This window comes from Sphingomonas sp. IW22, assembly GCF_041321155.1.
Lineage (GTDB): Bacteria > Pseudomonadota > Alphaproteobacteria > Sphingomonadales > Sphingomonadaceae > Sphingomonas.
The window spans coordinates 1828106-1847729 of sequence record NZ_JBGGWB010000001.1 but is presented as its reverse complement, the minus strand read 5'-3'; the positions used below and the strand labels follow the sequence as shown (position 1 = coordinate 1847729).

General features: G+C 65.1%; 19 protein-coding genes. 16 read left to right on the top strand and 3 right to left on the bottom strand.

The window, feature by feature from the left end; genetic code table 11:
- Window positions 1-210 precede the first annotated feature (210 nt).
- Together ACAX61_RS09120 and ACAX61_RS09115 are read left to right on the top strand one after the other, a co-directional pair.
- A complete protein-coding gene (locus ACAX61_RS09120; RefSeq protein WP_370714444.1) occupies window positions 211-900 on the top strand; it encodes a LuxR C-terminal-related transcriptional regulator in 690 nt (229 codons plus the stop codon).
- 204 nt (window positions 901-1104) lie between these two features.
- Window positions 1105-1914 carry an IclR family transcriptional regulator gene (locus ACAX61_RS09115; protein ID WP_370714443.1) on the top strand — a complete coding sequence of 270 codons (810 nt, stop codon included), beginning with the start codon at window positions 1105-1107 and terminating at the stop codon, window positions 1912-1914.
- On the opposite strand, the gene fucP is transcribed toward ACAX61_RS09115, so the two are convergent.
- Both fucP and ACAX61_RS09105 read right to left on the bottom strand, forming a co-directional pair.
- On the bottom strand, window positions 1869-3167 hold the full coding sequence (gene fucP / locus ACAX61_RS09110) for an L-fucose:H+ symporter permease (protein ID WP_370714442.1): 1299 nt from the start codon (window positions 3165-3167) through the stop codon (window positions 1869-1871). The genes ACAX61_RS09115 and fucP overlap by 46 nt on opposite strands.
- An 84-nt stretch (window positions 3168-3251) precedes the next feature.
- Window positions 3252-4262 carry a zinc-binding alcohol dehydrogenase family protein gene (locus ACAX61_RS09105; RefSeq protein WP_370714441.1) on the bottom strand — a complete coding sequence of 337 codons (1011 nt, stop codon included), beginning with the start codon at window positions 4260-4262 and terminating at the stop codon, window positions 3252-3254.
- Window positions 4263-4390: 128 nt separating this feature from the next.
- Between ACAX61_RS09105 and ACAX61_RS09100 the strand changes: the two genes are divergently transcribed.
- From ACAX61_RS09100 to ACAX61_RS09085, 4 genes are all read left to right on the top strand, one after another.
- Window positions 4391-5896, top strand: coding sequence for a UxaA family hydrolase (locus tag ACAX61_RS09100; protein WP_370714440.1), 1506 nt, complete (start codon window positions 4391-4393; stop codon window positions 5894-5896).
- A gap of 147 nt (window positions 5897-6043) precedes the next feature.
- Complete coding sequence (locus ACAX61_RS09095) at window positions 6044-7063, top strand: aldo/keto reductase (RefSeq protein WP_370714439.1); 1020 nt, start codon at window positions 6044-6046, stop codon at window positions 7061-7063.
- The gene (locus ACAX61_RS09090) at window positions 7060-8028 is read left to right on the top strand and encodes a 2-hydroxyacid dehydrogenase (RefSeq protein WP_370714438.1); all 969 of its coding nucleotides are present in this window, start codon (window positions 7060-7062) and stop codon (window positions 8026-8028) included. The genes ACAX61_RS09095 and ACAX61_RS09090 overlap by 4 nt, the downstream gene beginning before the upstream one ends.
- Window positions 8018-8818, top strand: coding sequence for a kinase (locus ACAX61_RS09085; RefSeq protein WP_370714437.1), 801 nt, complete (start codon window positions 8018-8020; stop codon window positions 8816-8818). Before ACAX61_RS09090 ends, ACAX61_RS09085 begins: the two co-directional genes overlap by 11 nt.
- Window positions 8819-8887: 69 nt before the next feature.
- On the opposite strand, the gene ACAX61_RS09080 is transcribed toward ACAX61_RS09085, so the two are convergent.
- Complete coding sequence (locus tag ACAX61_RS09080; protein ID WP_370714436.1) at window positions 8888-9076, bottom strand: hypothetical protein; 189 nt, start codon at window positions 9074-9076, stop codon at window positions 8888-8890.
- Window positions 9077-9119: 43 nt separating this feature from the next.
- Here ACAX61_RS09080 and ACAX61_RS09075 point away from each other — a divergent pair, with 43 nt between their 5' ends.
- From ACAX61_RS09075 to ACAX61_RS09030, 10 genes are all read left to right on the top strand, one after another.
- Window positions 9120-10184, top strand: a complete 1065-nt coding sequence (locus ACAX61_RS09075; RefSeq protein ID WP_370714435.1) for an enolase C-terminal domain-like protein — start codon at window positions 9120-9122, stop codon at window positions 10182-10184.
- A 77-nt stretch (window positions 10185-10261) separates the two neighbouring features.
- Entirely contained in the window at window positions 10262-11449 is a 1188-nt protein-coding gene (locus tag ACAX61_RS09070) for an MFS transporter (protein WP_370714434.1), read from the top strand.
- A 63-nt stretch (window positions 11450-11512) separates the two neighbouring features.
- The gene (locus tag ACAX61_RS09065) at window positions 11513-12217 is read left to right on the top strand and encodes a GntR family transcriptional regulator (RefSeq protein ID WP_370714433.1); all 705 of its coding nucleotides are present in this window, start codon (window positions 11513-11515) and stop codon (window positions 12215-12217) included.
- Window positions 12218-12221: 4 nt separating this feature from the next.
- Window positions 12222-13061 carry an amidohydrolase family protein gene (locus ACAX61_RS09060; RefSeq protein ID WP_370714432.1) on the top strand — a complete coding sequence of 280 codons (840 nt, stop codon included), beginning with the start codon at window positions 12222-12224 and terminating at the stop codon, window positions 13059-13061.
- Window positions 13051-15150 (top strand): right-handed parallel beta-helix repeat-containing protein, encoded by a 2100-nt coding sequence (locus tag ACAX61_RS09055; RefSeq protein ID WP_370714431.1) that lies wholly within the window; start codon window positions 13051-13053, stop codon window positions 15148-15150. The genes ACAX61_RS09060 and ACAX61_RS09055 overlap by 11 nt, the downstream gene beginning before the upstream one ends.
- On the top strand, window positions 15147-15497 hold the full coding sequence (locus ACAX61_RS09050; RefSeq protein ID WP_370714430.1) for an L-rhamnose mutarotase: 351 nt from the start codon (window positions 15147-15149) through the stop codon (window positions 15495-15497). The genes ACAX61_RS09055 and ACAX61_RS09050 overlap by 4 nt, the downstream gene beginning before the upstream one ends.
- Window positions 15498-15508: 11 nt before the next feature.
- Window positions 15509-16240 carry an SDR family oxidoreductase gene (locus ACAX61_RS09045; protein WP_370714429.1) on the top strand — a complete coding sequence of 244 codons (732 nt, stop codon included), beginning with the start codon at window positions 15509-15511 and terminating at the stop codon, window positions 16238-16240.
- 5 nt (window positions 16241-16245) lie between these two features.
- The gene (gene lldD / locus ACAX61_RS09040) at window positions 16246-17400 is read left to right on the top strand and encodes an FMN-dependent L-lactate dehydrogenase LldD (RefSeq protein ID WP_370714428.1); all 1155 of its coding nucleotides are present in this window, start codon (window positions 16246-16248) and stop codon (window positions 17398-17400) included.
- A 4-nt stretch (window positions 17401-17404) separates the two neighbouring features.
- On the top strand, window positions 17405-18253 hold the full coding sequence (locus tag ACAX61_RS09035; RefSeq protein WP_370714427.1) for a fumarylacetoacetate hydrolase family protein: 849 nt from the start codon (window positions 17405-17407) through the stop codon (window positions 18251-18253).
- A 164-nt stretch (window positions 18254-18417) separates the two neighbouring features.
- Window positions 18418-19605 (top strand): alpha/beta hydrolase-fold protein, encoded by a 1188-nt coding sequence (locus ACAX61_RS09030; protein WP_370714426.1) that lies wholly within the window; start codon window positions 18418-18420, stop codon window positions 19603-19605.
- Window positions 19606-19624 lie beyond the last annotated feature (19 nt).

The window sequence follows — 19624 nt, the reverse complement described above, 5'->3', positions numbered from 1 at the left end:
GGTTAAGAATGTCTTAGCTTTTGGCTCATTCTTCCTATCCATAATGTTTGCATTTTCGTCAAAAGAATATAACTTTGGCAGGTTAACTTCCGGTTTGGCTGCTTAAGTGCGCTTTACTGCGACGATGCCAGAGCGGTCTTGTGGGGCGTAATTCGAGCAATGATTATCTGATTCCAGGACGATTCTCGTTCTGGACGGGGGCGGAAATCGATGGAATTTTCGATCCAGACCTCGTTGGTCGTCAAAAGCGCGCTGGCGCGTGACGGCCTGCGGCATATCTTTGCATCCCATGGCCTGCCCGTCGCGCAGGCGGTTTCCCGGATCGACGATCTGGATTTTTCGGTCTTCACCAGCGACCATATCGTGATTTTCGACAGCAGCCTGCTTTCGCCGGACCGCGACGTCGCACAGCTCGTCAAGCTGACAAAGGCATCCCCCTTCGTTCGTGTCGTATTGCTGGCCGACCATTTCGAGTTCGACCTTGTCGATCGTGCCTTTGCTGCCGGCGTTCAGGGGTTTTTCACGCACGAGACACCGTACCGGTCGCTGCTGGGAATGCTGCAACTGGTCGCGTTGGGCGAAAAAGTCGCGCCAAGCGAGCTGATCGACCACCTTTCATCGGTGCATACGCATAGCGCGGACAGCGAACAGTCCGACGTCGCGACATTATTCGGGCTTTGCGGACGGGAGGTTGCGATTCTGGAATGCCTGGTGGTCGGCATGCCGAACAAGCTTATTTCGCGAAAGCTTGGCGTCAGCGAGGCGACCGTCAAGCTGAACGTCAAGACGATCTTTCGCAAAATGTCCGTCAACAATCGCACGCAGGCGGCCATGCTTGCGCGATTCCCTCTGCGACCTGACAATAGCCGCCCTATACAGATCCGGTTCGATCCACAGTGAGAACAATCGGTCGAACGCGACCGCGCGGCTGAAGCGATCACCGGGGCGCCCGCATCTGCGCGGCAAACCAAACGCTGAATATGCCGCGAGTCGACGCATAGCACCGCCCCAGCCACTTGCCCCGCAAACGACCGATGGATTGCGCGAACCGCTTTGGCACAATATGCGACCGAATGACCGCCCGGTTTCATGAACGGCAGCGTGATGAAGACACCCAAGACCAGCTATTCCGCACCAGCGCTGGAAAAGGCGGTCGAGATTCTCGAACTGATGGCGGAACATCCTGACGGCATGCTGGTCAGCGAAATGTCGGTTGCGCTTGGCCGCAGCGTGGGTGAGCTGTTTCGGATCGTGGTTGTGATGGAGCGGCTGGGCCTGCTCCGCCGGTCGACGCGAACCGACCGCTATACGGTTGCCTATCGCCTGCTTGACCTAGCCTATCGGGCGACGCCGGCGCAAAATCTGGTCGGGGCGGCGCTGCCCGAAATGAAAGCGCTGGCGTTCGCGACGGGACAGTCCTGTCACCTTGTCGTGGCATCAGCGGGCGAAGGGCTGGTGATCGCGCGTGAGCAGCAACCGGGCGTCCGCGGCTTTTCGCTGCGTGTGGGCGCGCATGTAGACATCATCCAGAGTTGCTCGGGACAGGTCATTCTCGCCTTCTCCACCGATCAGGCCGCCGACCAGATTATCTCCGCCTTGGAGGCTGCCCGTTCCCAGACAATCGACCGGGACTGGCTGGCAAAGCGCCGTGCCGAAACGCGCGCGCGGGGATACGAACTGCGCCAGAGCCCGATCACTTATGGTGTCACCGACATAAGTTACCCGGTGCTGGGGTTCGACGGGACGATCGTGGCGGCGTTGACGATCCCCTTCCTCGAACTGATCGACGGATCGCAAAAGGTCGATCAGGACGCCGCGCGCGAATTGCTGGCACAGGCGGTGGCGACGATTTCCGACACGCTCGGCTTTCAGCCCGCTTCGCCTGCTCCAGCCAGCGCGGCACGCCGGGCATAGACGGCAACGACCACGAAGCATCCCAGCGGCAAAAGCATTGCGATCGGCAACGCGCCCGCCTGTACGGCGACCATGCCCATCAATGGCGGGAATACGGCGCCGCCGATAATTGCCATGATGATGAACGACGAGCCTAGCGGTCGCGCCGGACCCAGCGTTTCGACGCCCAGCGCGAAGATCGTCGGAAACATGATCGACATGAAGAAGCTGACCAGCACCAGCGCCGCGACCGCGATCAGGCCGGGAGCCACCACGGCGATTGCCGAGCAGGCGATGCACGCCAGGGCATTGAGGGCCAGCAGCCGCACAGGCCGAACCCGCGCCATGAGCGCGGTGCCGGCGAACCGTCCGATCATGAACAGCACCAGGCTGGACGATAGCAGATAGGCGGCCTGACGCTCGGAGATCCAGGGCGTCACATCCTTCACAAAGTCGATGAAGAAGCTCCAGATCCCCACCTGTGCGCCAACATAGAAGAATTGCGCCACCACGGCACCGGTTAGCGCGCGGTTGCCGAGCAGCACCCGGAACTGTCGCCGCAGCGGCAAGCCGCCGTCAAAATCCGCATGGGGAAGCCGAACCATCGCCACGGCTACGGCCAGAAGAAGGGCCGTCGTTGCCAGCAACGCATAAGGCAATTGCACCGTCGTCGCCTCACTCGCGCGATAAGCAGCGAGTTCGGCGGCACTCATCGCCGAGAGCGTATCGGATGAATGTTCGATGCCCGAAAAGATTAGCAGGCCGCCGATCACCGGCGCCAGTGTCCCGCCAAGGCCGTTAAACGCCTGGGCGAAGTTCAACCGCCGGACGGCAGAGGGTCGATCGCCGAAGCAACCGATATAGGCGTTGGCCGTCGTCTCAAGACAGGCAGCGCCTGCTGCCAGTACGAACAGTGCGAACAGAAACATGCCGAAACTGAGCATCAGCGATGCGGGATAGAACAGCGCCGCTCCCGCCGCGTAAAGCGAAAGCCCGGTCAGAATGCCCGCACGATAACCAAAGCGCCGCATCAGCAAGCCCGCAGGCAACGCGATCACGAAATAGCCGATATAGAAGACGAACTGGATAAACCCGGCCTGCGCCCGGTCCAGACCCAGCGATTTCTGGAATTGGCGGATCAGAATGTCGTTGAGATTATTTGCCAGCGCCCAAAGGAAGAACAGGCTGACGACAAGCGCAAAGCCCCAGCGATAGGCAGGATTGATGAAGGCGGAAGCGGTGCCGGGTTCATGCGCGAGGCTTGCATTGGCCATTCCGATCCCTCTCCCATTCATCGCCCGTCGTGGCCATCTTGCGCGGCCTGGTCCGGGTCATACGATCATGTTCGATGTGCGCCGTCAAAAGCTGGCGATTGCCTTCAGCACATGATCCGCTTCGTCGATCAGCTCCGGTAGCCGCCAGGGCAGATCATGAGCATCAAGGCTGTGCGTGTGCAGCGCGTCGATCGGGATACGGCGCGACACGATCGCATCCTTCACGCGTTCGAAATCCTTCGCCAGCGCGTTGCGGCTGGCGATTATGGTCGTTTCGCGCTTGTGAAACTCAGGATCGGCGAACACCAGATCGCCCGGCGCCACGCCCACCAGCACCAGCTTGCCGCCATGCGCGACATAGGCAAGGCTCTGCGCCATCGCCGCCAGCGATCCGGTGGCGTCGAACACCGCGTCGAACATTTCGCCGCCCGTCCGCGCGGTCAGCGCCGCCGCCATGTCCGGCCCCGCTTCGACCACGTCATCGAAGCCCAGACGGTCCCGGGCATAAGCAAGGCGTGCGGCGCGCGTATCGACCATCGTCACCCGTGCGCCGTTCAACCGCGCGAACAGGCCGGTCGCGACCCCGATGGGTCCGGCGCCCACCACAAGCACCCGCTCATCCGCCGCGACGGCCGAACGCGCGACCGCATGCGCGCCGATCGCCAGAAACTCGATCATCGCCGCCTGTTCCAGCGTCAGCCCATCAGCGTCGAGCAGCGCGCTTTCGGGAACCGACAACCATTCGACCATGCCCCCATCGACATGCACACCCAGCACGCGAATGTTGACGCACGCGTTCGGCTTACCCTTGCGACAGGCGATGCAGGTGCCGCAGGCGAGATAGGGATTGATCGCAACCCGCTGGCCCGGCTGGAACGAGGAACCCGGCGGGGCCCGCTCCACCTCACCCGCCAGTTCGTGGCCCATGACGCGTGGATAGGCCAGGAACGGGTGGCGCCCGCCATAGATGTGATAGTCGGTCCCGCACAGCCCGACGCGGCGGATGCGAACCAGCACCTCCCCCTGCGCGGGCACCGGCGCCGGGCGCTCCTCGACCGCCAGATCGAACGGCTTCAGACAGACCACCGCTTTCATCAGAAGCCCTTGCCTCATTTCGCTCGTCATACGGGCTAGACGCTGGATCGCACCTATGCAAGTTTGTTCTCACGGGCGAGATAGGATGTGCACGAGCGCATCCGCCCGACTTTTTTGAAGGACACGGCATGACCATCCGCGCCTTGCGGCTTTCGGAAAGCGACGACGTTGCCGTCGTGACAGTGGCGGTTTCGCCGGGCGACACTGTGCTGGGCGTGGTCGCGACCGATAGCGTCCCTGCGGGACACAAGATCGCACTGAGGCGTATCGGCGCTGGGGAAGTCGTCCGCAAATATGCGCAACCCATTGGCGTCGCGGCTGCCGATATCGCGGTTGGGCAACACGTTCATTCGCACAATTTGGCGCTGGGCGACCACCGGGCCGGGACGATCGGCGGCACCGTGCCGGCGGCACAACCTGATCCGGTTCTGACTCCCGAAAAGTCCGGCTTTGCCGGGTATCTGCGTGCAAGTGGCGACGTGGGCACGCGCAACGCCATCGGCGTCATCGCCAGCGTCAACTGTTCTGCCACCGTGGTCCAGCGAATTGCGCGCCAATTCGAAAACCGCCTGCCGCCAGGCGTCGACGCGGTAGTGCCCCTCACCCATTCCAGCGGTTGCGGCATGTCGCGTTCGGGCGACGGTTTCGAGACGCTGGAGCGCACGCTGGTCGGCTATGCCCGCAATCCGAATTTCGGCGGCGTGCTGATGATCGGCCTGGGATGCGAGGTTGCGCAGATCGACGACATGCTGGCGCGCCACGGTCTGGAACCTGGCCCGCGCCTTCGCACCCTGACCATCCAGGGTGCGGGCGGCACGGCGCAGGCGATTGCGCAAGGCACCGCCATCGTCGCCGAACTGGCCGAGGAAGCGGCCACAGACCGGCGGACGATGCGGCCCGCATCCGACCTGATATTGGGCCTGCAATGCGGCGGGTCGGATGCGTGGTCGGGCGTGACTGCGAACCCGGCGCTGGGCGCCGCGACCGATCTGCTCGTCGCGGCGGGGGGCACGGCCTTTCTGTCGGAAACGCCCGAAATCTACGGTGCGGAACATCTGCTGCTCGCCCGTGCCGCCAACCCCGATGTCGCCCGCGCCCTGGAGGCGCGGATCGCGTGGTGGGAGGAATATGCCGCGCGCAACGGCGCCAGCCTGGACAATAATCCATCACCGGGAAACAAGGCGGGCGGGCTGACGACCATTTTCGAAAAGTCGCTAGGTGCGGTGGCAAAGGCGGGGACCGCACCGCTCAGCGACGTGCTGCTCTATGCCGAACGGCGGCGCACCCATGGCCTCGTCTTCATGGACTCGCCGGGATATGATCCCTGTTCGGCAACCGGGCAGGTCGCGTCGGGCGCCAACCTGCTCGCCTTTACCACCGGGCGCGGTTCGGTGTTCGGGGGGCGGACGACCCCATGCCTGAAACTGGCATCGAACGCCGCGCTGGCCAGGGCAATGGCCGACGATATCGACATTGATTGCTCGGCAGTGCTGGACGGTGTGTCGGTAGCGGAAATGGGCGCTCGGATTTTCGACATGATGCTGAAGACGGCATCGGGCCAACCGACGAAATCGGAAGTGCTGGGCGTCGGCGATTTCGAATTCGTCCCCTGGCAACTGGGCGCGTGGATGTAATCCGCGCGATCGCCTTGGGGCGGACCTTTCCTTCGCGGTAGCAGGCGGATGCGTCAGACCGGACGCCGCATGCGTAATTGCTGACACAAAGGTTGCGCGGGCCGGTTCGGTCCCATAGCATATGACATATCAGAAAGGCTTTCTAATATGTCGACAGCAAGCGATCCCGTTGGATCACGCCTGTCATTCGGCGCCGGGCCGATCGGCAACCTGTTCGAGCGCGTGTCCGATGACGAGGCGGCACGCGCGATCGATACGGCATGGCAACACGGTATCCGCCATTTCGACACCGCGCCGCATTACGGCCGGGGTCTGAGCGAGCGGCGTGTCGGGAACGCCCTGCGGGGCCGCCGTGGATACCGGCTGTCGACAAAGGCTGGGCGCATCCTGCAACCCGATGACCAGATCATCGACGACCGGATGCGCGACGGCTTTCGATCTCCCATGCCGTTCCAGGTCCGATATGATTACAGCGGTGACGGCATCTTGCGCTCGCATGAGGCGAGCCTCCACCGGCTGGGGCTGTCGCATGTCGATCTGCTTCTTGTGCACGACATTGGTGCGGGCACCCACGGCGCTGAGGACGCAAGCTATTGGGCGCAGCTGAGCGACGGCGGCGGCCTGCGCGCGCTGGAGCGTCTGCGCGATGAAGGAACCGTCGGCGGGATCGGCATCGGCGTGAATGAAGTCGAAGCGTGCCTGCGGATGATGCAGTCGGTTCGGCTGGATGCCATGCTGATCGCGGGCCGCTACACTCTGCTCGACCAGCAGGCACTGGAGCGGCTGCTGCCCGCATGCCTCGATGCGGGGACAGAGGTGTTGCTGGGCGGCCCGTTCAACAGCGGCATTCTGGTGACCGGGACGAAGGGCGCCGCCGCTCCCTATTACGAATATGCGCCGGCGCCGCCCGAAATCACAGCTCGCGTCCGCCGGATCGAGCAGGTCGCGGCCCGCCACGATGTCCCCCTGCCCGCCGCCGCTTTGCAATTCCCGCTCGGGCATCCGGCGGTCAGCCAGGTTGTCGCAGGCTTTCGCTCCGCCGCGCAGGTCGACCAGTCGGTCGCGTGGATGCAGCACCCGATCCCCGGCGACTTTTGGGCGGAGCTGAAGCACGAAGGCTTGCTCCGCGTCGATGCCCCGACCCCCGACCGAAAGACCGCAGCATGACCCGACCGACCATATTGGTAACCCGGCGCCTGCCCGACCCCGTGCAGGCGCGGCTGGCCGAACGATATGAGGTGCGCTTCAGCGATGACGATGCGCCGATGGACGCAGCTGGGCTGAGCGATGCGCTGTGCCGGTTCGATGCACTGGTGCCGACCATCACCGACCGGATCACTGCCGAGATGATCGCTCAACCCGGTCGACGCGCGCGAATGCTGGCCAATTTCGGGGCGGGGCTGGACCATATCAACCTGAACGCCGCGCGCGAACACGGTTTGCCGGTCAGCAACACGCCCGACGCGCTGACCGACGCGACGGCCGAACTGGCAATCCTGCTGATGCTGATGGCGTCGCGCCGCGCGGGCGAGGGCGAGCGGGAATTACGCGGCGGCCAATGGACAGGCTGGCGCCCGACCCACTTGATCGGTCAGGGCCTTGGCGGCAGGACACTGGGGCTGATCGGCTTTGGGCGGATCGCGCAGGCAACCGCCCGGCGTGCCCGCGCGCTGGGCATGAACATCGCCTTCTACAATCGCAGCACCCCGCCGGAAGCGGTCACCGCAGCGCTGGAGGCGCGGCGAATGGCGTCGCCAGAGGCGCTGGTCGCGTGCGCGGACATCGTATCGCTGCACGTCCCCGGCGGCGCCGACACGCACCATCTGGTCAATGCGGAACTGCTCGCGGCGATGCGGCCGGGCGCCATCTTGGTCAACACCGCGCGCGGCACCGTCGTGGATGAAGCGGCGCTGGCCGACGCGCTGGACGGTGGCACGATCGCCGCCGCCGCGTTGGACGTGTATGAAGGCGAACCGCGCGTTCACCCCGGCCTGCTCGCCCATTCACGGTCGGTGCTACTCCCGCATCTGGGCAGCGCGACGATCGAGACGCGTACCGCCATGGGAATGCAGGCCATTGCCAATCTCGACGCCTTCTTCGCGGGGCGGGAGCCGCCCAACCGTGTCGCCTGAAGCCGCGCTGCTCGCCTTTGCCGAGCAAGCGGTGGCCATGGCCGATCCGGGCCGACCGGTCGTCATCGGCCTGTGCGGTTCGCAGGGCAGCGGCAAGTCGACACTCTCCGCGCGCGTGGCGGCGGCGATTGCAGGAACGGCGGTGCTGTCGCTTGACGACCTCTATCTGACCCGCGCCGAACGGCAGCGGCTGGCCACACGGGTCCACCCGCTGTTCGCCACGCGCGGGGTGCCGGGCACGCACGACGTCGATCTGGGGCTGGCGACGCTGGATGCGCTGATCGCGGGCCGCCACGTCGCGTTGCCGCGTTTCGACAAGGCGCGAGACGACCGGACGCCGGAAAGCGACTGGCCCGTGGTCGGCCCTGCCCGCCTGATCCTGTTCGAAGGATGGTGCGTTGGCGCCCGCGCACTACCGGACGCGCCGCTTGTCGAGCCTATCAACGCGCTGGAGCGCGACGAGGATGCCGGTGGCCACTGGCGCCAGACATGGAATGCGGCGCTGGCGGGCGACTATCAGCGGCTGTTCGCGCGGTTGGACCGGCTGGCGCTGCTGGCGGCGCCCGCGTGGGAGACCGTGTTCGGCTGGCGGCTGCAACAGGAACATGCCCTTCGCGCCGCGGGCGGCACCGGCCCCGGCGCGATGGATGACGCCGGGGTCGCCCGCTTCATCAGCCATTACGAAAGGCTGACCCGGCATATCCTGAACGAAATGCCGGAACGCGCCGACCTGTGCCTGAGGCTGGCGCCCGACCGTTCGCTGGCCGGGCGCCCTCTCACCCATCAATAACGCGCGCGCACGCCCAGCAGGAAACGGCGACCCGTCAACGAATAGTTGAACGTCTGTGCGACTGATATATCATGGTTTGCCGTAGCCGTTTGCATTAACGACCTTTTGATCTGCAGAAACGACTCTGCGGACGCTATAATGCTTTGGCAAATTCGTCGGAATGGGGATAGTGCGAGCCAGGTTGTCGCCCACCGGCTGTACGAGCATATCAACGGCAATTGATATTTCAGTTTGGGGAGGGTGGATGGTCAGCGCCATTTCGGGCTTTCGGGTCAGTCGCTTTCAATTCGCACGCGATCGGGTGATCGGCGATTCACAGGTCCGGGCCGATGCTGCGGGCATCGCAACGATCGAGCTGATCGACGAGCGCGGCGAAACCGGTCTTGGTTTTTGCCAGATCCTGTTCACGGCGATACCCGACGAAGAAGAGCTGATCCGCGTTTTCGAGGAAGAGGCATGGCCAGGCCTGCTTGGCCGCACGCCCGCGTCGGTCGCACTTCGCGTGACACGTCCGCGCGGGGGCAATGCGCGCCGGATGATCCTGCCGTTCGAAGAGGCGATCCAGCATGCCGTCTGGGATCTGTTTGCCAAGCAATCGGGCCTGCCGCTGTGGCGGATGCTGGGGGCGGAACGCGATCGGGTCGGCGTCTATGCCAGCGGCCTGGATTTCCACCTGTCGGACCATGCGTTCAGCGAATTGTTCGGCCGCGCCGCCGAACGCGGCTTTCGCGGATTCAAGATCAAGGTGGGCCACCCGGATGTCGAGCGCGACCTGCACCGGCTCGACCTGCTGGCAAAGACGGTTGGCCGCAGCGCCCCGGTCATGGTCGATGCCAACGAAGCATGGACTGCACAGGAAACCGTCGCCGCGCTCAGGCTGTTCGAACGCGCGGGTCATTCGATCTATTGGGTGGAAGACCCAATCCCGCGCGACGATTTTGACGGGCTCAGGATGCTGCGCTCACTTGGCCTGACGCGCGTCAATTCGGGCGAGTATCTGGACCTGTCCGGCAAGCGCAAATTGCTGGAGGCAAAGGCGTGCGACATGCTGAACGTCCATGGTCAGGTCAGCGACGTGATGCGCGCCGGGTGGCTGGCGGGCGAGCACAATGTCGAGGTGACGCTGGGCAACAGCTTCCTTGAGATCGGCGTGAACATGGCGCTGGCACTGCCGGGCGTGCGTTGGCTGGAATATAGCTTCCAGAATTTCGACCATTTGGTCGAACAGCCTTTCGAGATCGCGGACGGCACCATTTGCGCACATCATGTGCCGGGCCACGGTCTGACGCTTAGCGCCCACGCGCGCGAGCATTGCCGCCAGCCGCGATTGCTGGCCGAAGCGCCGCCCGCGGTACCGGTCGCGTGAGCAGCGACCCGGCGACGATCGGCGTGGGTGCCGTGGACGGGGGCCGCAAGTGACGCCTGCTGCTGTCGCTTGGCATCGTGTTCTTCGTGTTGCTGACGCTTTATGCATCGGTGCTGGGGGTGCTGTTGCCCAACCAGATCCAGAACATCGATCCGGTCGGCAAAACGGCGACGCTGGGTATCATCTATGCCATCACGTCGGTCTTCAGCACGCTGGCGACGCCGATTTCGGGTGCGCTGTCGGACCGCACGCGCACCCGCTTTGGTCGGCGGACGCCCTGGATCGCGATCGGCGCGACCATCGGCGGCGGCGCGCTGATGTTGGTGCCGCTGGTCGAGGGGCTGGTCGCGGTGACGCTGTTATGGCTGGTCGCGACCGTCAGCCTGAACTCGATGCAGCCTGCCCTGACCGCGATCGTCGCGGACCGCTTTGTCCCGACGGAGCGCGGCGTGGCATCGGGCGTTGTCGGCGCGGCGATGACGGCGGGCGTATCGGCAGGAACGATCTTTGGCGGATTGTTCGCCTCACGGATCGGGTTGGCCTATTTCATGATCGGCGCGGCCATTGTCGTCGCGTGCCTGATGTTCGTCGCGATCAATCCCGAACCGCGGGTTACGGCCCCCCGCCCCGCCCCCTTCCGCCTGGGCAGCTTTGCGCGCAGCTTCTGGGTCAATCCGCGCGAGCATCCGGATTTCGCCTGGGCGTTCGCCGGTCGTTTCACCATCTATATGGGATATCAGGCGGTTCTGACCTATCTGCTTTACATCCTTCAGGATCATATCGGCTTCAGCCAGTCGGATGCGAACACCACTATTGCCCGGCTGTCGTCGATCACCTTTGTCGCGCTGGTCGTGTCGGGCCTGACGTCGGGCTGGCTGTCGGACCGGCTGCAACGCCGCAAGCCGCTGGTGTTCGCAGCCGGCCTGATCATGGCGGCGGCGGTAGCGGCGCCGCTGATCGCGCCGTCGCTGGGCGGGATGATCGCCTATGCCGTGCTGATCGGCATCGGTTACGGCGCGTTCATGTCGGTCGACCTCGCGCTGATGACGCAGGTGCTGCCAAAGCGCGACGAAGGCGACGACGCCACGGGCAAGGATCTGGGCATCCTGACCACCGCCGTAAACGTGCCGCAGATCCTGAGCCCGGTATTTGCAGCCGCGTTGCTGACGATGACGGGCAATAATTATCCCGCGCTGTTCGTGGTGGCGGGCGGGTTCGTGCTGGCCGGGGCGTTCCTCGTCCTGCCGATCCGGTCGGTGCGATGATGGTACAATGTCCATGGGATCGCCGGTTGATCGAAAGCCAAAAATCGCGGTATCGCAATGGTGATGCCACGCACCCGAACTCGCGCTCAAACCGCGTCCACGCGCGGCGCGGACCCGGTCGGCAATTTGCCGCTGGCCGACCGCGCCTATCAAGCCATCCTCAAGGGCTTGTTCGACCGCACCATCCCGGCCGGGGCGGAACTGTCGCAGGCCGATTTGATGGGCAAGCTGGGCCTGACCGCGCAACCGTTGCGCGACGCGCTGTTGCGGCTGGAGGCCGAGGGGCTGGTCACGATCCACGCGCGCTCCTGCATCCGCTTTGTAAAGGCCGATCTGGAGCTGTCGCGCGCGACCTATCAGTTCCGCTCATTGATCGAGCGCGCCGGCGCCCGCATTTTTGCGGAAACGGGGGATGCGGCCGAGATCGAGGCGATGATGGAGGCGCATCGTGCACTGATCGCCGGGATCGAGGCGGATGGGCTAAGTGCGGAACAGAATCTGGCCCTGAACGAGCTGGAGAACCGCTTTCACGGCGCGCTGCTGGGGGCGCTGCGCAATCCGTTGATCGAAACGACGGCACGGCGGCTGAAAAATTACGTCACGCTGGTGCGGCTGGACCGGCTGATCACCGCCCCCTTGGCGCTCAGGACGCTGCGGGAGCATCTGGACGTGCTGGCCGCTTGCGCGCGTCGCGATGCGGACGGAGCAGAGGCCGCATTGGCTGTGCATTTCCAGCAGGCGCTGCAAAGGCTGCTCGGCATGGCGTGATGCCATGCGGGTGATCGACGCGCATCAGCATTTCTGGTCGCTGGCGACGCCCGGCCACGAATGGCCCACCCCGGCAGAAGCGGCGATCCACCGCGACTTCGGCCCGTCCGATCTTCGTGCCGCGGCGGCGGGGCGCGTGCCGCTGGCGTCGTCGGTGCTGGTGCAATCGCAGCCGACCGATACCGACACCGACTGGATGCTGGCGCTGGCCGCCGCCACGCCCGAGATCGCGGCGGTGGTTGGCTGGGTCGATCTGGCATCGCCCGACGCCCCTGCCCGTATCGCGCGGCTTGCCGCCGCACCCAAGCTGCGCAGCCTGCGGCCCATGCTCCAGTCGATCGAGGATACCGACTGGCTGCTGCGCGGCGAACTGACGCCTGCGATTCAGGCGATGGTCGACCACGGGCTAAGGCTGGACGCGCTGATCCAGCCACGCCATCTGCCGATGCTGGCGCGCTTTGCCGAACGCTGGCCCGCGTTGCCCATCGTGATCGACCACGCGGCCAAGCCGTATGCCGCGCAACGGGAGCTGGACCCATGGCGCACCGATATCGCGGCGCTTGCCGACATGGGCTTGTGGTGCAAGCTGTCGGGCCTGCGGACCGAACAGGCGACGGGACAACCGGCAGAAGCGCTTCGCCCCTATGTCGATCATCTGCTCGCCTGTTTCGGGGACCGGTTGATGTGGGGCAGCGACTGGCCGGTGCTGTGCCTGTCGGGCGACAGCTATTGCGACTGGTATGAAGATGCCCTGCAACTGACGGGGCTGAGTGGTGAACGACAGGCCCGGCTGTTTGCCGGGGCCGCGACCCAATTCTACGCCTTGGGAGAGGATGATGCTTGATCCGAAGCCGGCGATGCTGCCGGTGCTGATGCTGTTGCCCGCGGCCCCCGGCGCCGCGCAGCTTGGGCCGTTCCCGAATATTCCCACCGCGCCGCCCCATTCGGGACCGGAGCGTCACCGCGTGGTGATCCCCAATCGTCCCGCCCCGGTTCCGGTCGTGCTGCACCTGTCGCCCGATGGGTCCGACAGCGGCGACGGATCGGCGGCCCGCCCCTTTGCCACGTTCGAACGCGCGCAGGCGGCCGTGCGGCGGCTGAACCGCGACCATGATGTGACGGTCAAGGTCGCGGGCGGCACCTATCGCCTGAACGCGCCGCTGCGCTTCACGGCGGACGATGGCGGTCAGGACGGCTTCACCGTGCGGTGGGAGGGGGCCGAGGGCGCCTATCCCGTGCTGTCCGGCGGTATCGCGGTTACCGGCTGGAAGCTGGCCGATCGGGCGCGCGGCATCTGGTCGGCAAACGTCCCGCAGGGGACCGATCCGCGCCAGTTGAGTGTCAACGGCCGGCTTGCACGGCGGGCGAGCGTCGAAATCCCGCGCGATGCCGTCGAGTTCCACCCCTGGGGCCTGGCGATCAAGGACGATCGCTGGCGTGTGCTGGCCGACCTGCCCGAACAGAACCGGATCGAGGTCGAGGGGATGAGCTGGTTCACCCACCGCCACGCCATGGTCGACCGGATCGAGCGCGACCGCATCATCATGCAGCAGCCGGGGTGGCGCAACAACCTGGTCGGATACGACACCTTTGCGCGCCCGGTTTCCGCCGAAGTCGCGCGGATGTTCCTGGTCAACTCCCTCGCCTTTTTGCGGGACGCGGGCCAGTGGTATGCCGATCCCAAGGCGGGCACCCTTTATTACAAACCGCGCGAGGGGGAGGACATGTCCCGCGCGCAAGTCGTGCTGCCCCGTCTGGAACGGCTGATCTCCATCGCGGGCAGTTATGAGCGGCCCGTTCGCGATCTGCATTTCCGCGGCCTGTCCTTTCGCCACACCAGCTGGCTGCAACCATCGGGGCCTGAGGGCTATGCCAGCCAGCAGAGTGGTGCCTATCTGTCGGGCGATCTTCTCGACTATCCCGCCGATCCCATCCGCGATTGCAGCTGGGGCTGCCGCGCGTTCGAGGTGATGCGAAACCGCTGGAACCAGCAGCCCGCCGCCATTCAGATCGCCGCCGCCACGCGCGTCGTTTTCGACGACAACCGCTTCGGCCAGCTGGGTCAGGTGGCGCTGGGCATCGGCAACAATGCAGAGGCGAACGAAAGCGGCATCGGCCTTGGCACATCCGCGATCGAGGTGACGCGAAACGAGTTCGCCGATCTGGCGGGCGGTGCGATCATGGTCGGCGGGGTCCAGCCCGACGCCCACCACCCCAGCCGCCCCGAAATGGGCCTGCGCGACATCCTGATCCGCAACAACCGCATTTCCGGCATCTCGCACGATTACAAGGAACAGTCCGCGATTCTCGTCACCTATGCTTCGGGGACACTGATCCTGAACAACGACGTGTCGGACACGCCGTATGACGGGATCGATGTGGGCTGGGGCTGGGGCGCGAACGATCCGGGCGGCAGCGCCGAATATTGGCGACAGCAGCGCGGCTATTACGACGTCGCAGAAAACCGCGTCCACGACACCCCGACCACGTTGCGGGACACGGTGATCGTCGGCAATCGCGTGTCCAGGGTGAAGCAGTGGTTCCCCGACGGTGGTGCCATCTATCACCTGTCCGCCGACCCCGGCGCGCTGATCGCCGACAATTACGTGTCCGACGTCAAGGGTTCGGGCGGTATCGCCATCTATCTGGACGAAGGTTCGCGATATGTGACGGTGCGCAACAACGTGATCGACGATGTCGGCGGCGTGTGGCTGAACCTGAATTCGCAGGATCATCTGGCACCGAAGCGGACGGCGATGGACAATCTGGCCGTCGGCAACTGGTATAATTCAGGCCGATTGCAGGGCAGCTGGACCGATTATCTGAACAACCGGGTCGAGGATAATGTCGCGGTCAAGGGCGATGCATGGCCCGAAGCCGCCCGAAGCGTGATCGAACGCAGCGGCATCCAGCCTGAAAAGTCGCCGAAATGACGGGAACACGAATGGTCGTCCGGGTGATGGACCTGGCCGACGATCCGGCGGTCTGGGCCGAATATGACGCGGCCCATGCCCGCGGCAACACGCCGCAACCCGTGCTGGACGCCCAGCGCCGCCACGGCATCGCCGACATGGAGATTTACCGCGCGGGCAACCGGCTGGTCATGCTGATGTACGTCACCGACGCATATGATCCAGACGCGCTCGATGCCGAAAGCGTCAGCGATCCGGCCATTTCCGAATGGCACAAACGTATGGGCGTGCTTCAGCGCGCGCCGTTTTCCGATGGCACGGGCTGGCCCGAAGCGCCGCCGGTCTTTCGCCAAAGCGAACATCCGTGAAGGAGCAAAGCATGTCCCGTTTGCAGGGCAAGATCGCCGTCGTCACCGGCGCGGCACAGGGTATCGGCCGCGCCACCGCGCTGGCGTTTCTGCGTGAGGGGGCCACGGTTCATGTCCTGGACCGTCAGAGCGATGCGCTGGCCACGATCGCGGGGGCAACGCCAACGGTCATCGACCTGCTGGATGGCGGCGCGATCCGCGATTTCGGCGCCGGGGTCGGGCCGATCGACATCCTCGTCAACTGCGCGGGTTATGTCGATGCGGGCGATGCACTGTCGTTCGAGGATGAGGGGTTCGACCTGTCGTTCGACCTGAATGTCCGCGCCACCACCCGCATGATCCGCGCGCTGTTGCCGGGCATGCTGGACCGGGGGCGCGGGTCGATCGTCAACATCGCATCGGTCGCGGGCGCGATGATCGGCGTGCCCAACCGTTATGCCTATTGCGCGTCAAAGGGCGCGGTGGCGGGCCTGACCCGCTCCATCGCGGTCGATTTCGTAGCGCGCGGCATCCGCTGCAACGCCATCTGCCCCGGCACCGTCCAGTCGCCGTCGCTGGACGAACGGCTGGCGGCGACCGGTGATGCCGATGCCGCGCGCGCCGCATTCGTCGCGCGCCAGCCCATGGGCCGGATCGGCACCGCCGACGAAGTCGCCGCCCTCGCCCTGTACCTGGCTAGCGACGAAAGCGCCTATACGACGGGCGTCCTCCATGCGATCGACGGCGGGTGGACGGCAGCCTGAACGCAATGGAACATCTGGTTTCCGCATCCGATTTCCGGCGGGCCGCAAAGCGGCGGCTGCCCCGCTTCCTGTTCGACTATGCCGAAGGGGGCGCGTTTGATGAGGTGACGCTTGCCGCCAACAGCGCGGACCTGGGCGCCGTGCGCCTGCGCCAGCGGGTGCTGCGCGACGTGGCCGATCTCGATCTGTCGACCACGCTGTTCGGGCGGCACCAGCCGCTGCCCATCGCGTTGGGTCCGATCGGCATCGGCGGCATGTTCCGGCGGCGGGGGGAGCAACAGGCGGCACGCGCGGCCCATGCACGCGGCCTGCCCTTTGCCCTGTCCACCGTCTCGATCTGTTCGCTGAACGAAGTGCGCGGCATTGCCGCCGACGGCCCATTGTGGTTCCAGCTTTACGTCATCCGCGACCGTCCGTTCATGCGCGACCTGATCGAAACCGCGCGGGCGGGCGGAGCAGAGGCGCTGGTGTTCACCGTCGACATGCCCACACCCGGCATCCGTTATCGCGACATGCATTCGGGCATGTCGGGGCGAAACGGCCCGTGGCGACGGGTGCTACAGGCGATGGGCAAACCGGGCTGGGCATGGGACGTGGGCCTGAACGGGCGGCCGCACCGGCTGGGCAATCTGGAACCGGTGCTGGGCAATGCCAGCGGACTGAACGACTATATCGGGTGGATGGCGGCCAATTTCGATCCGTCGATCCAGTGGCGCGACCTGGGCTGGATTCGCGAATTGTGGGACGGCCCGCTAATCATCAAGGGCCTGCTCGACCCCGATGACGCGCGTGAGGCCGCCGCGCTGGGCGCCGACGGCATCGTCGTGTCCAATCATGGCGGGCGCCAGTTGGACGGCGTGCGATCGACCGCCAGCGCCCTGCCCGGCATCGCCGATGCGGTGGGCGACCGCATGACCGTGCTGGCCGATGGCGGCGTGCGGTCGGGGCTGGATGTGGTGCGGATGCTGGCGCTGGGTGCGGACGGCGTGCTGCTGGGCCGCGCCTGGCTCTATGCCCTGGCCGCCGCCGGTGAAGCCGGGGTTGCGCGCCTGATCGACCTGATCGACCGCGAAATGCGTGTCGCCATGACCCTGACCGGCGTATCACGTGTCGACGCGATCGACCGCAGCATCCTGACCGATTTTCCCGACAAGAGGTGAACGAATGAAGCTCTGCCGCACCGGCCCCGTTGGCCAAGAAAAGCCCTGCCTTGTCGATGCCGACGGCAATCTGCGGGACCTGTCGGGCGTCATCGCCGATCTGGACGCCGCCGCCATCTGTCCCGACGGGCTGGCGCGATTGGCCGCGATCGATCCCGCATCACTGCCGCTGGTCGGGGGGCAGCCGCGTTACGGCGTGCCGGTCGCGGGCACGCGCAAGTTCGTCGCCATCGGCCTGAACTATGCCGACCACGCCGCCGAATCGAACCTGCCGATCCCCGAAGAGCCGGTGGTGTTCAACAAATGGGTCAGTTGCCTTCAGGGGCCGAATGACGACGTCGTCATCCCTCGCGATTCGACAAAGACCGATTGGGAAGTCGAACTGGGCATCGTCATCGGCGCCCCCGCACATAATATCGGGGAAGCTGACGCGCTGGCGCATGTCGCGGGCTATTGCGTGGTGAACGACGTGTCGGAACGCCACTGGCAGCTGCAGCGCGGCGCAACCTGGGACAAGGGCAAGGGCTTTCCGACCTTCGGCCCCGTCGGCCCCTGGCTGGTGACGCGCGATGAGGTGCCCGATCCGCAGGCGCTGTCGATGTGGCTGGAGGTGAACGGCAAGCGGGTTCAGGATGGTAACACCGCGACGATGATCTTCGGCGTGGCGCACATCGTCGCTTATTGCTCGCGCATCATGCAGCTGGAAGCGGGTGACATCATAACCACCGGCACCCCGCCCGGCGTCGGCATGGGGCAGAAGCCCGAACCGTGGTTCCTGAAGCCGGGCGACGTCGTCGAACTGGGGATCGAGGGGCTGGGACAGCAGCGCCAGACCTTCGTGGCGGCGAACTGACCGACTGGCCGGGCGCCTTCCCGCCGGGGCAGGCGCCCGTGCCCGTAATCTCCACACAGCAGACGATGATCTGACGCCTTGCATCCGCCTCCCATTTCCAAGATAACTCCGAGTAATAGAAACCGGCGGGCGTAACGCCCAGCCGGGAATCAGGAGAGGCGATTATGAAACTTCGTGCTGCCTTGCTGCTGGCTGCAACCGCCGCAGCGCCAGTGTCGGCCCAAACCGCAACGTCGAGCGCGGCGGCCCCCGCAGCCATTGTGGAAGATTTCAAACCATCTTCGCTCAACCAGCCGGGCCAGGATTATCCGCAGGTCAATTCGCAAGGCTATGCGCGATTTCGCATCGTCGCACCTGATGCAAAGGCGGTGAAGGTCAGCCTGGGCCTTGGCGGCCGGGGCGGCACCGTGCTCACGAAAGCGGCCGACGGGTCGTGGATGGGGACGTCAGAGGGCCCGCTGGACGAAGGGTTCCACTATTATCACGTCACGATCGACGGCGGCGTCTTCAACGATCCGGGCGCCCAGAATTTCTATGGCTCGACGCGCTGGGAAAGCGGGATCGAAATCCCCGCGCATGACGCCGATTTCTATGCCTTGAAGAACGTCCCCCACGGCAATGTTGCCCAAGTGCTGTTTCCATCGCCGAGCACCGGCACGCAGCGTCGTGCGTTCGTCTACACCCCGCCGGGTTACGACCGTAATGCGCGAGAGCGTTACCCGGTGCTTTATCTGCAGCACGGCTGGGGTGAGGACGAGACCGCCTGGCCCAATCAGGGCCACGCCAACCTCATCATGGACAATATGATCGCCGCCGGTGAGACCCGGCCGTTCATCATCGTCATGACCTATGGCATGACGAACGATGTGCGACCCGGCGCGCCTGGCGGTCTTGCCAGCTTCGATATCAAGCCGTTCCAGACCGTCCTTCTGGATGAACTGATCCCATATGTTGACGGTCATTTCCGGACGATCGCCGACCCGCAACACCGCGCCATGGCGGGGCTGTCGATGGGCGGGTTCGAAACCAAGCTGATCGCGCCGAAGAATCTCGACACGTTCAATTATATCGGCCTGTTCAGCGGCGGAACCGTGTCGATTGACGACGTCAACAACACGCCGGGGTATCGTGACAAGGTCAAGCTAACCTTTGTCAGCTTCGGCAGCCGCGAACTCGAAGGTGGACGCGGTGGCCCGCCCGGCGGGCCGCGTGTCGACCCGCGAGTGAATGCCAAGGCGCTGAAAGACGCCGGCATCAGGAGCGCCTTTTACGTCTCGCCGCATACCGCGCATGAGTTTCTGACCTGGCGCCGTAGCCTGAAGGAATTCGCGCCGCTCCTGTTCAGGGACTGATCCGCTGGACGGGCTGGCT

Excerpts from the sequence above, each read along its gene's own strand:
- ACAX61_RS09120 (WP_370714444.1), top strand. The coding sequence starts at position 211 with ATGGAATTTTCGATCCAGACCTCGTTGGTCGTCAAAAGCGCGCTGGCG.
- ACAX61_RS09115 (WP_370714443.1), top strand. The coding sequence starts at position 1,105 with ATGAAGACACCCAAGACCAGCTATTCCGCACCAGCGCTGGAAAAGGCG.
- fucP (WP_370714442.1), bottom strand. The coding sequence starts at position 3,167 with ATGGCCAATGCAAGCCTCGCGCATGAACCCGGCACCGCTTCCGCCTTC.
- ACAX61_RS09105 (WP_370714441.1), bottom strand. The coding sequence starts at position 4,262 with ATGAAAGCGGTGGTCTGTCTGAAGCCGTTCGATCTGGCGGTCGAGGAG.
- ACAX61_RS09100 (WP_370714440.1), top strand. The coding sequence starts at position 4,391 with ATGACCATCCGCGCCTTGCGGCTTTCGGAAAGCGACGACGTTGCCGTC.
- ACAX61_RS09095 (WP_370714439.1), top strand. The coding sequence starts at position 6,044 with ATGTCGACAGCAAGCGATCCCGTTGGATCACGCCTGTCATTCGGCGCC.
- ACAX61_RS09090 (WP_370714438.1), top strand. The coding sequence starts at position 7,060 with ATGACCCGACCGACCATATTGGTAACCCGGCGCCTGCCCGACCCCGTG.
- ACAX61_RS09080 (WP_370714436.1), bottom strand. The coding sequence starts at position 9,076 with ATGGCGCTGACCATCCACCCTCCCCAAACTGAAATATCAATTGCCGTT.
- ACAX61_RS09065 (WP_370714433.1), top strand. The coding sequence starts at position 11,513 with ATGCCACGCACCCGAACTCGCGCTCAAACCGCGTCCACGCGCGGCGCG.
- ACAX61_RS09060 (WP_370714432.1), top strand. The coding sequence starts at position 12,222 with ATGCGGGTGATCGACGCGCATCAGCATTTCTGGTCGCTGGCGACGCCC.
- ACAX61_RS09055 (WP_370714431.1), top strand. The coding sequence starts at position 13,051 with ATGATGCTTGATCCGAAGCCGGCGATGCTGCCGGTGCTGATGCTGTTG.
- ACAX61_RS09050 (WP_370714430.1), top strand. The coding sequence starts at position 15,147 with ATGACGGGAACACGAATGGTCGTCCGGGTGATGGACCTGGCCGACGAT.
- ACAX61_RS09045 (WP_370714429.1), top strand. The coding sequence starts at position 15,509 with ATGTCCCGTTTGCAGGGCAAGATCGCCGTCGTCACCGGCGCGGCACAG.
- lldD (WP_370714428.1), top strand. The coding sequence starts at position 16,246 with ATGGAACATCTGGTTTCCGCATCCGATTTCCGGCGGGCCGCAAAGCGG.
- ACAX61_RS09035 (WP_370714427.1), top strand. The coding sequence starts at position 17,405 with ATGAAGCTCTGCCGCACCGGCCCCGTTGGCCAAGAAAAGCCCTGCCTT.
- ACAX61_RS09030 (WP_370714426.1), top strand. The coding sequence starts at position 18,418 with ATGAAACTTCGTGCTGCCTTGCTGCTGGCTGCAACCGCCGCAGCGCCA.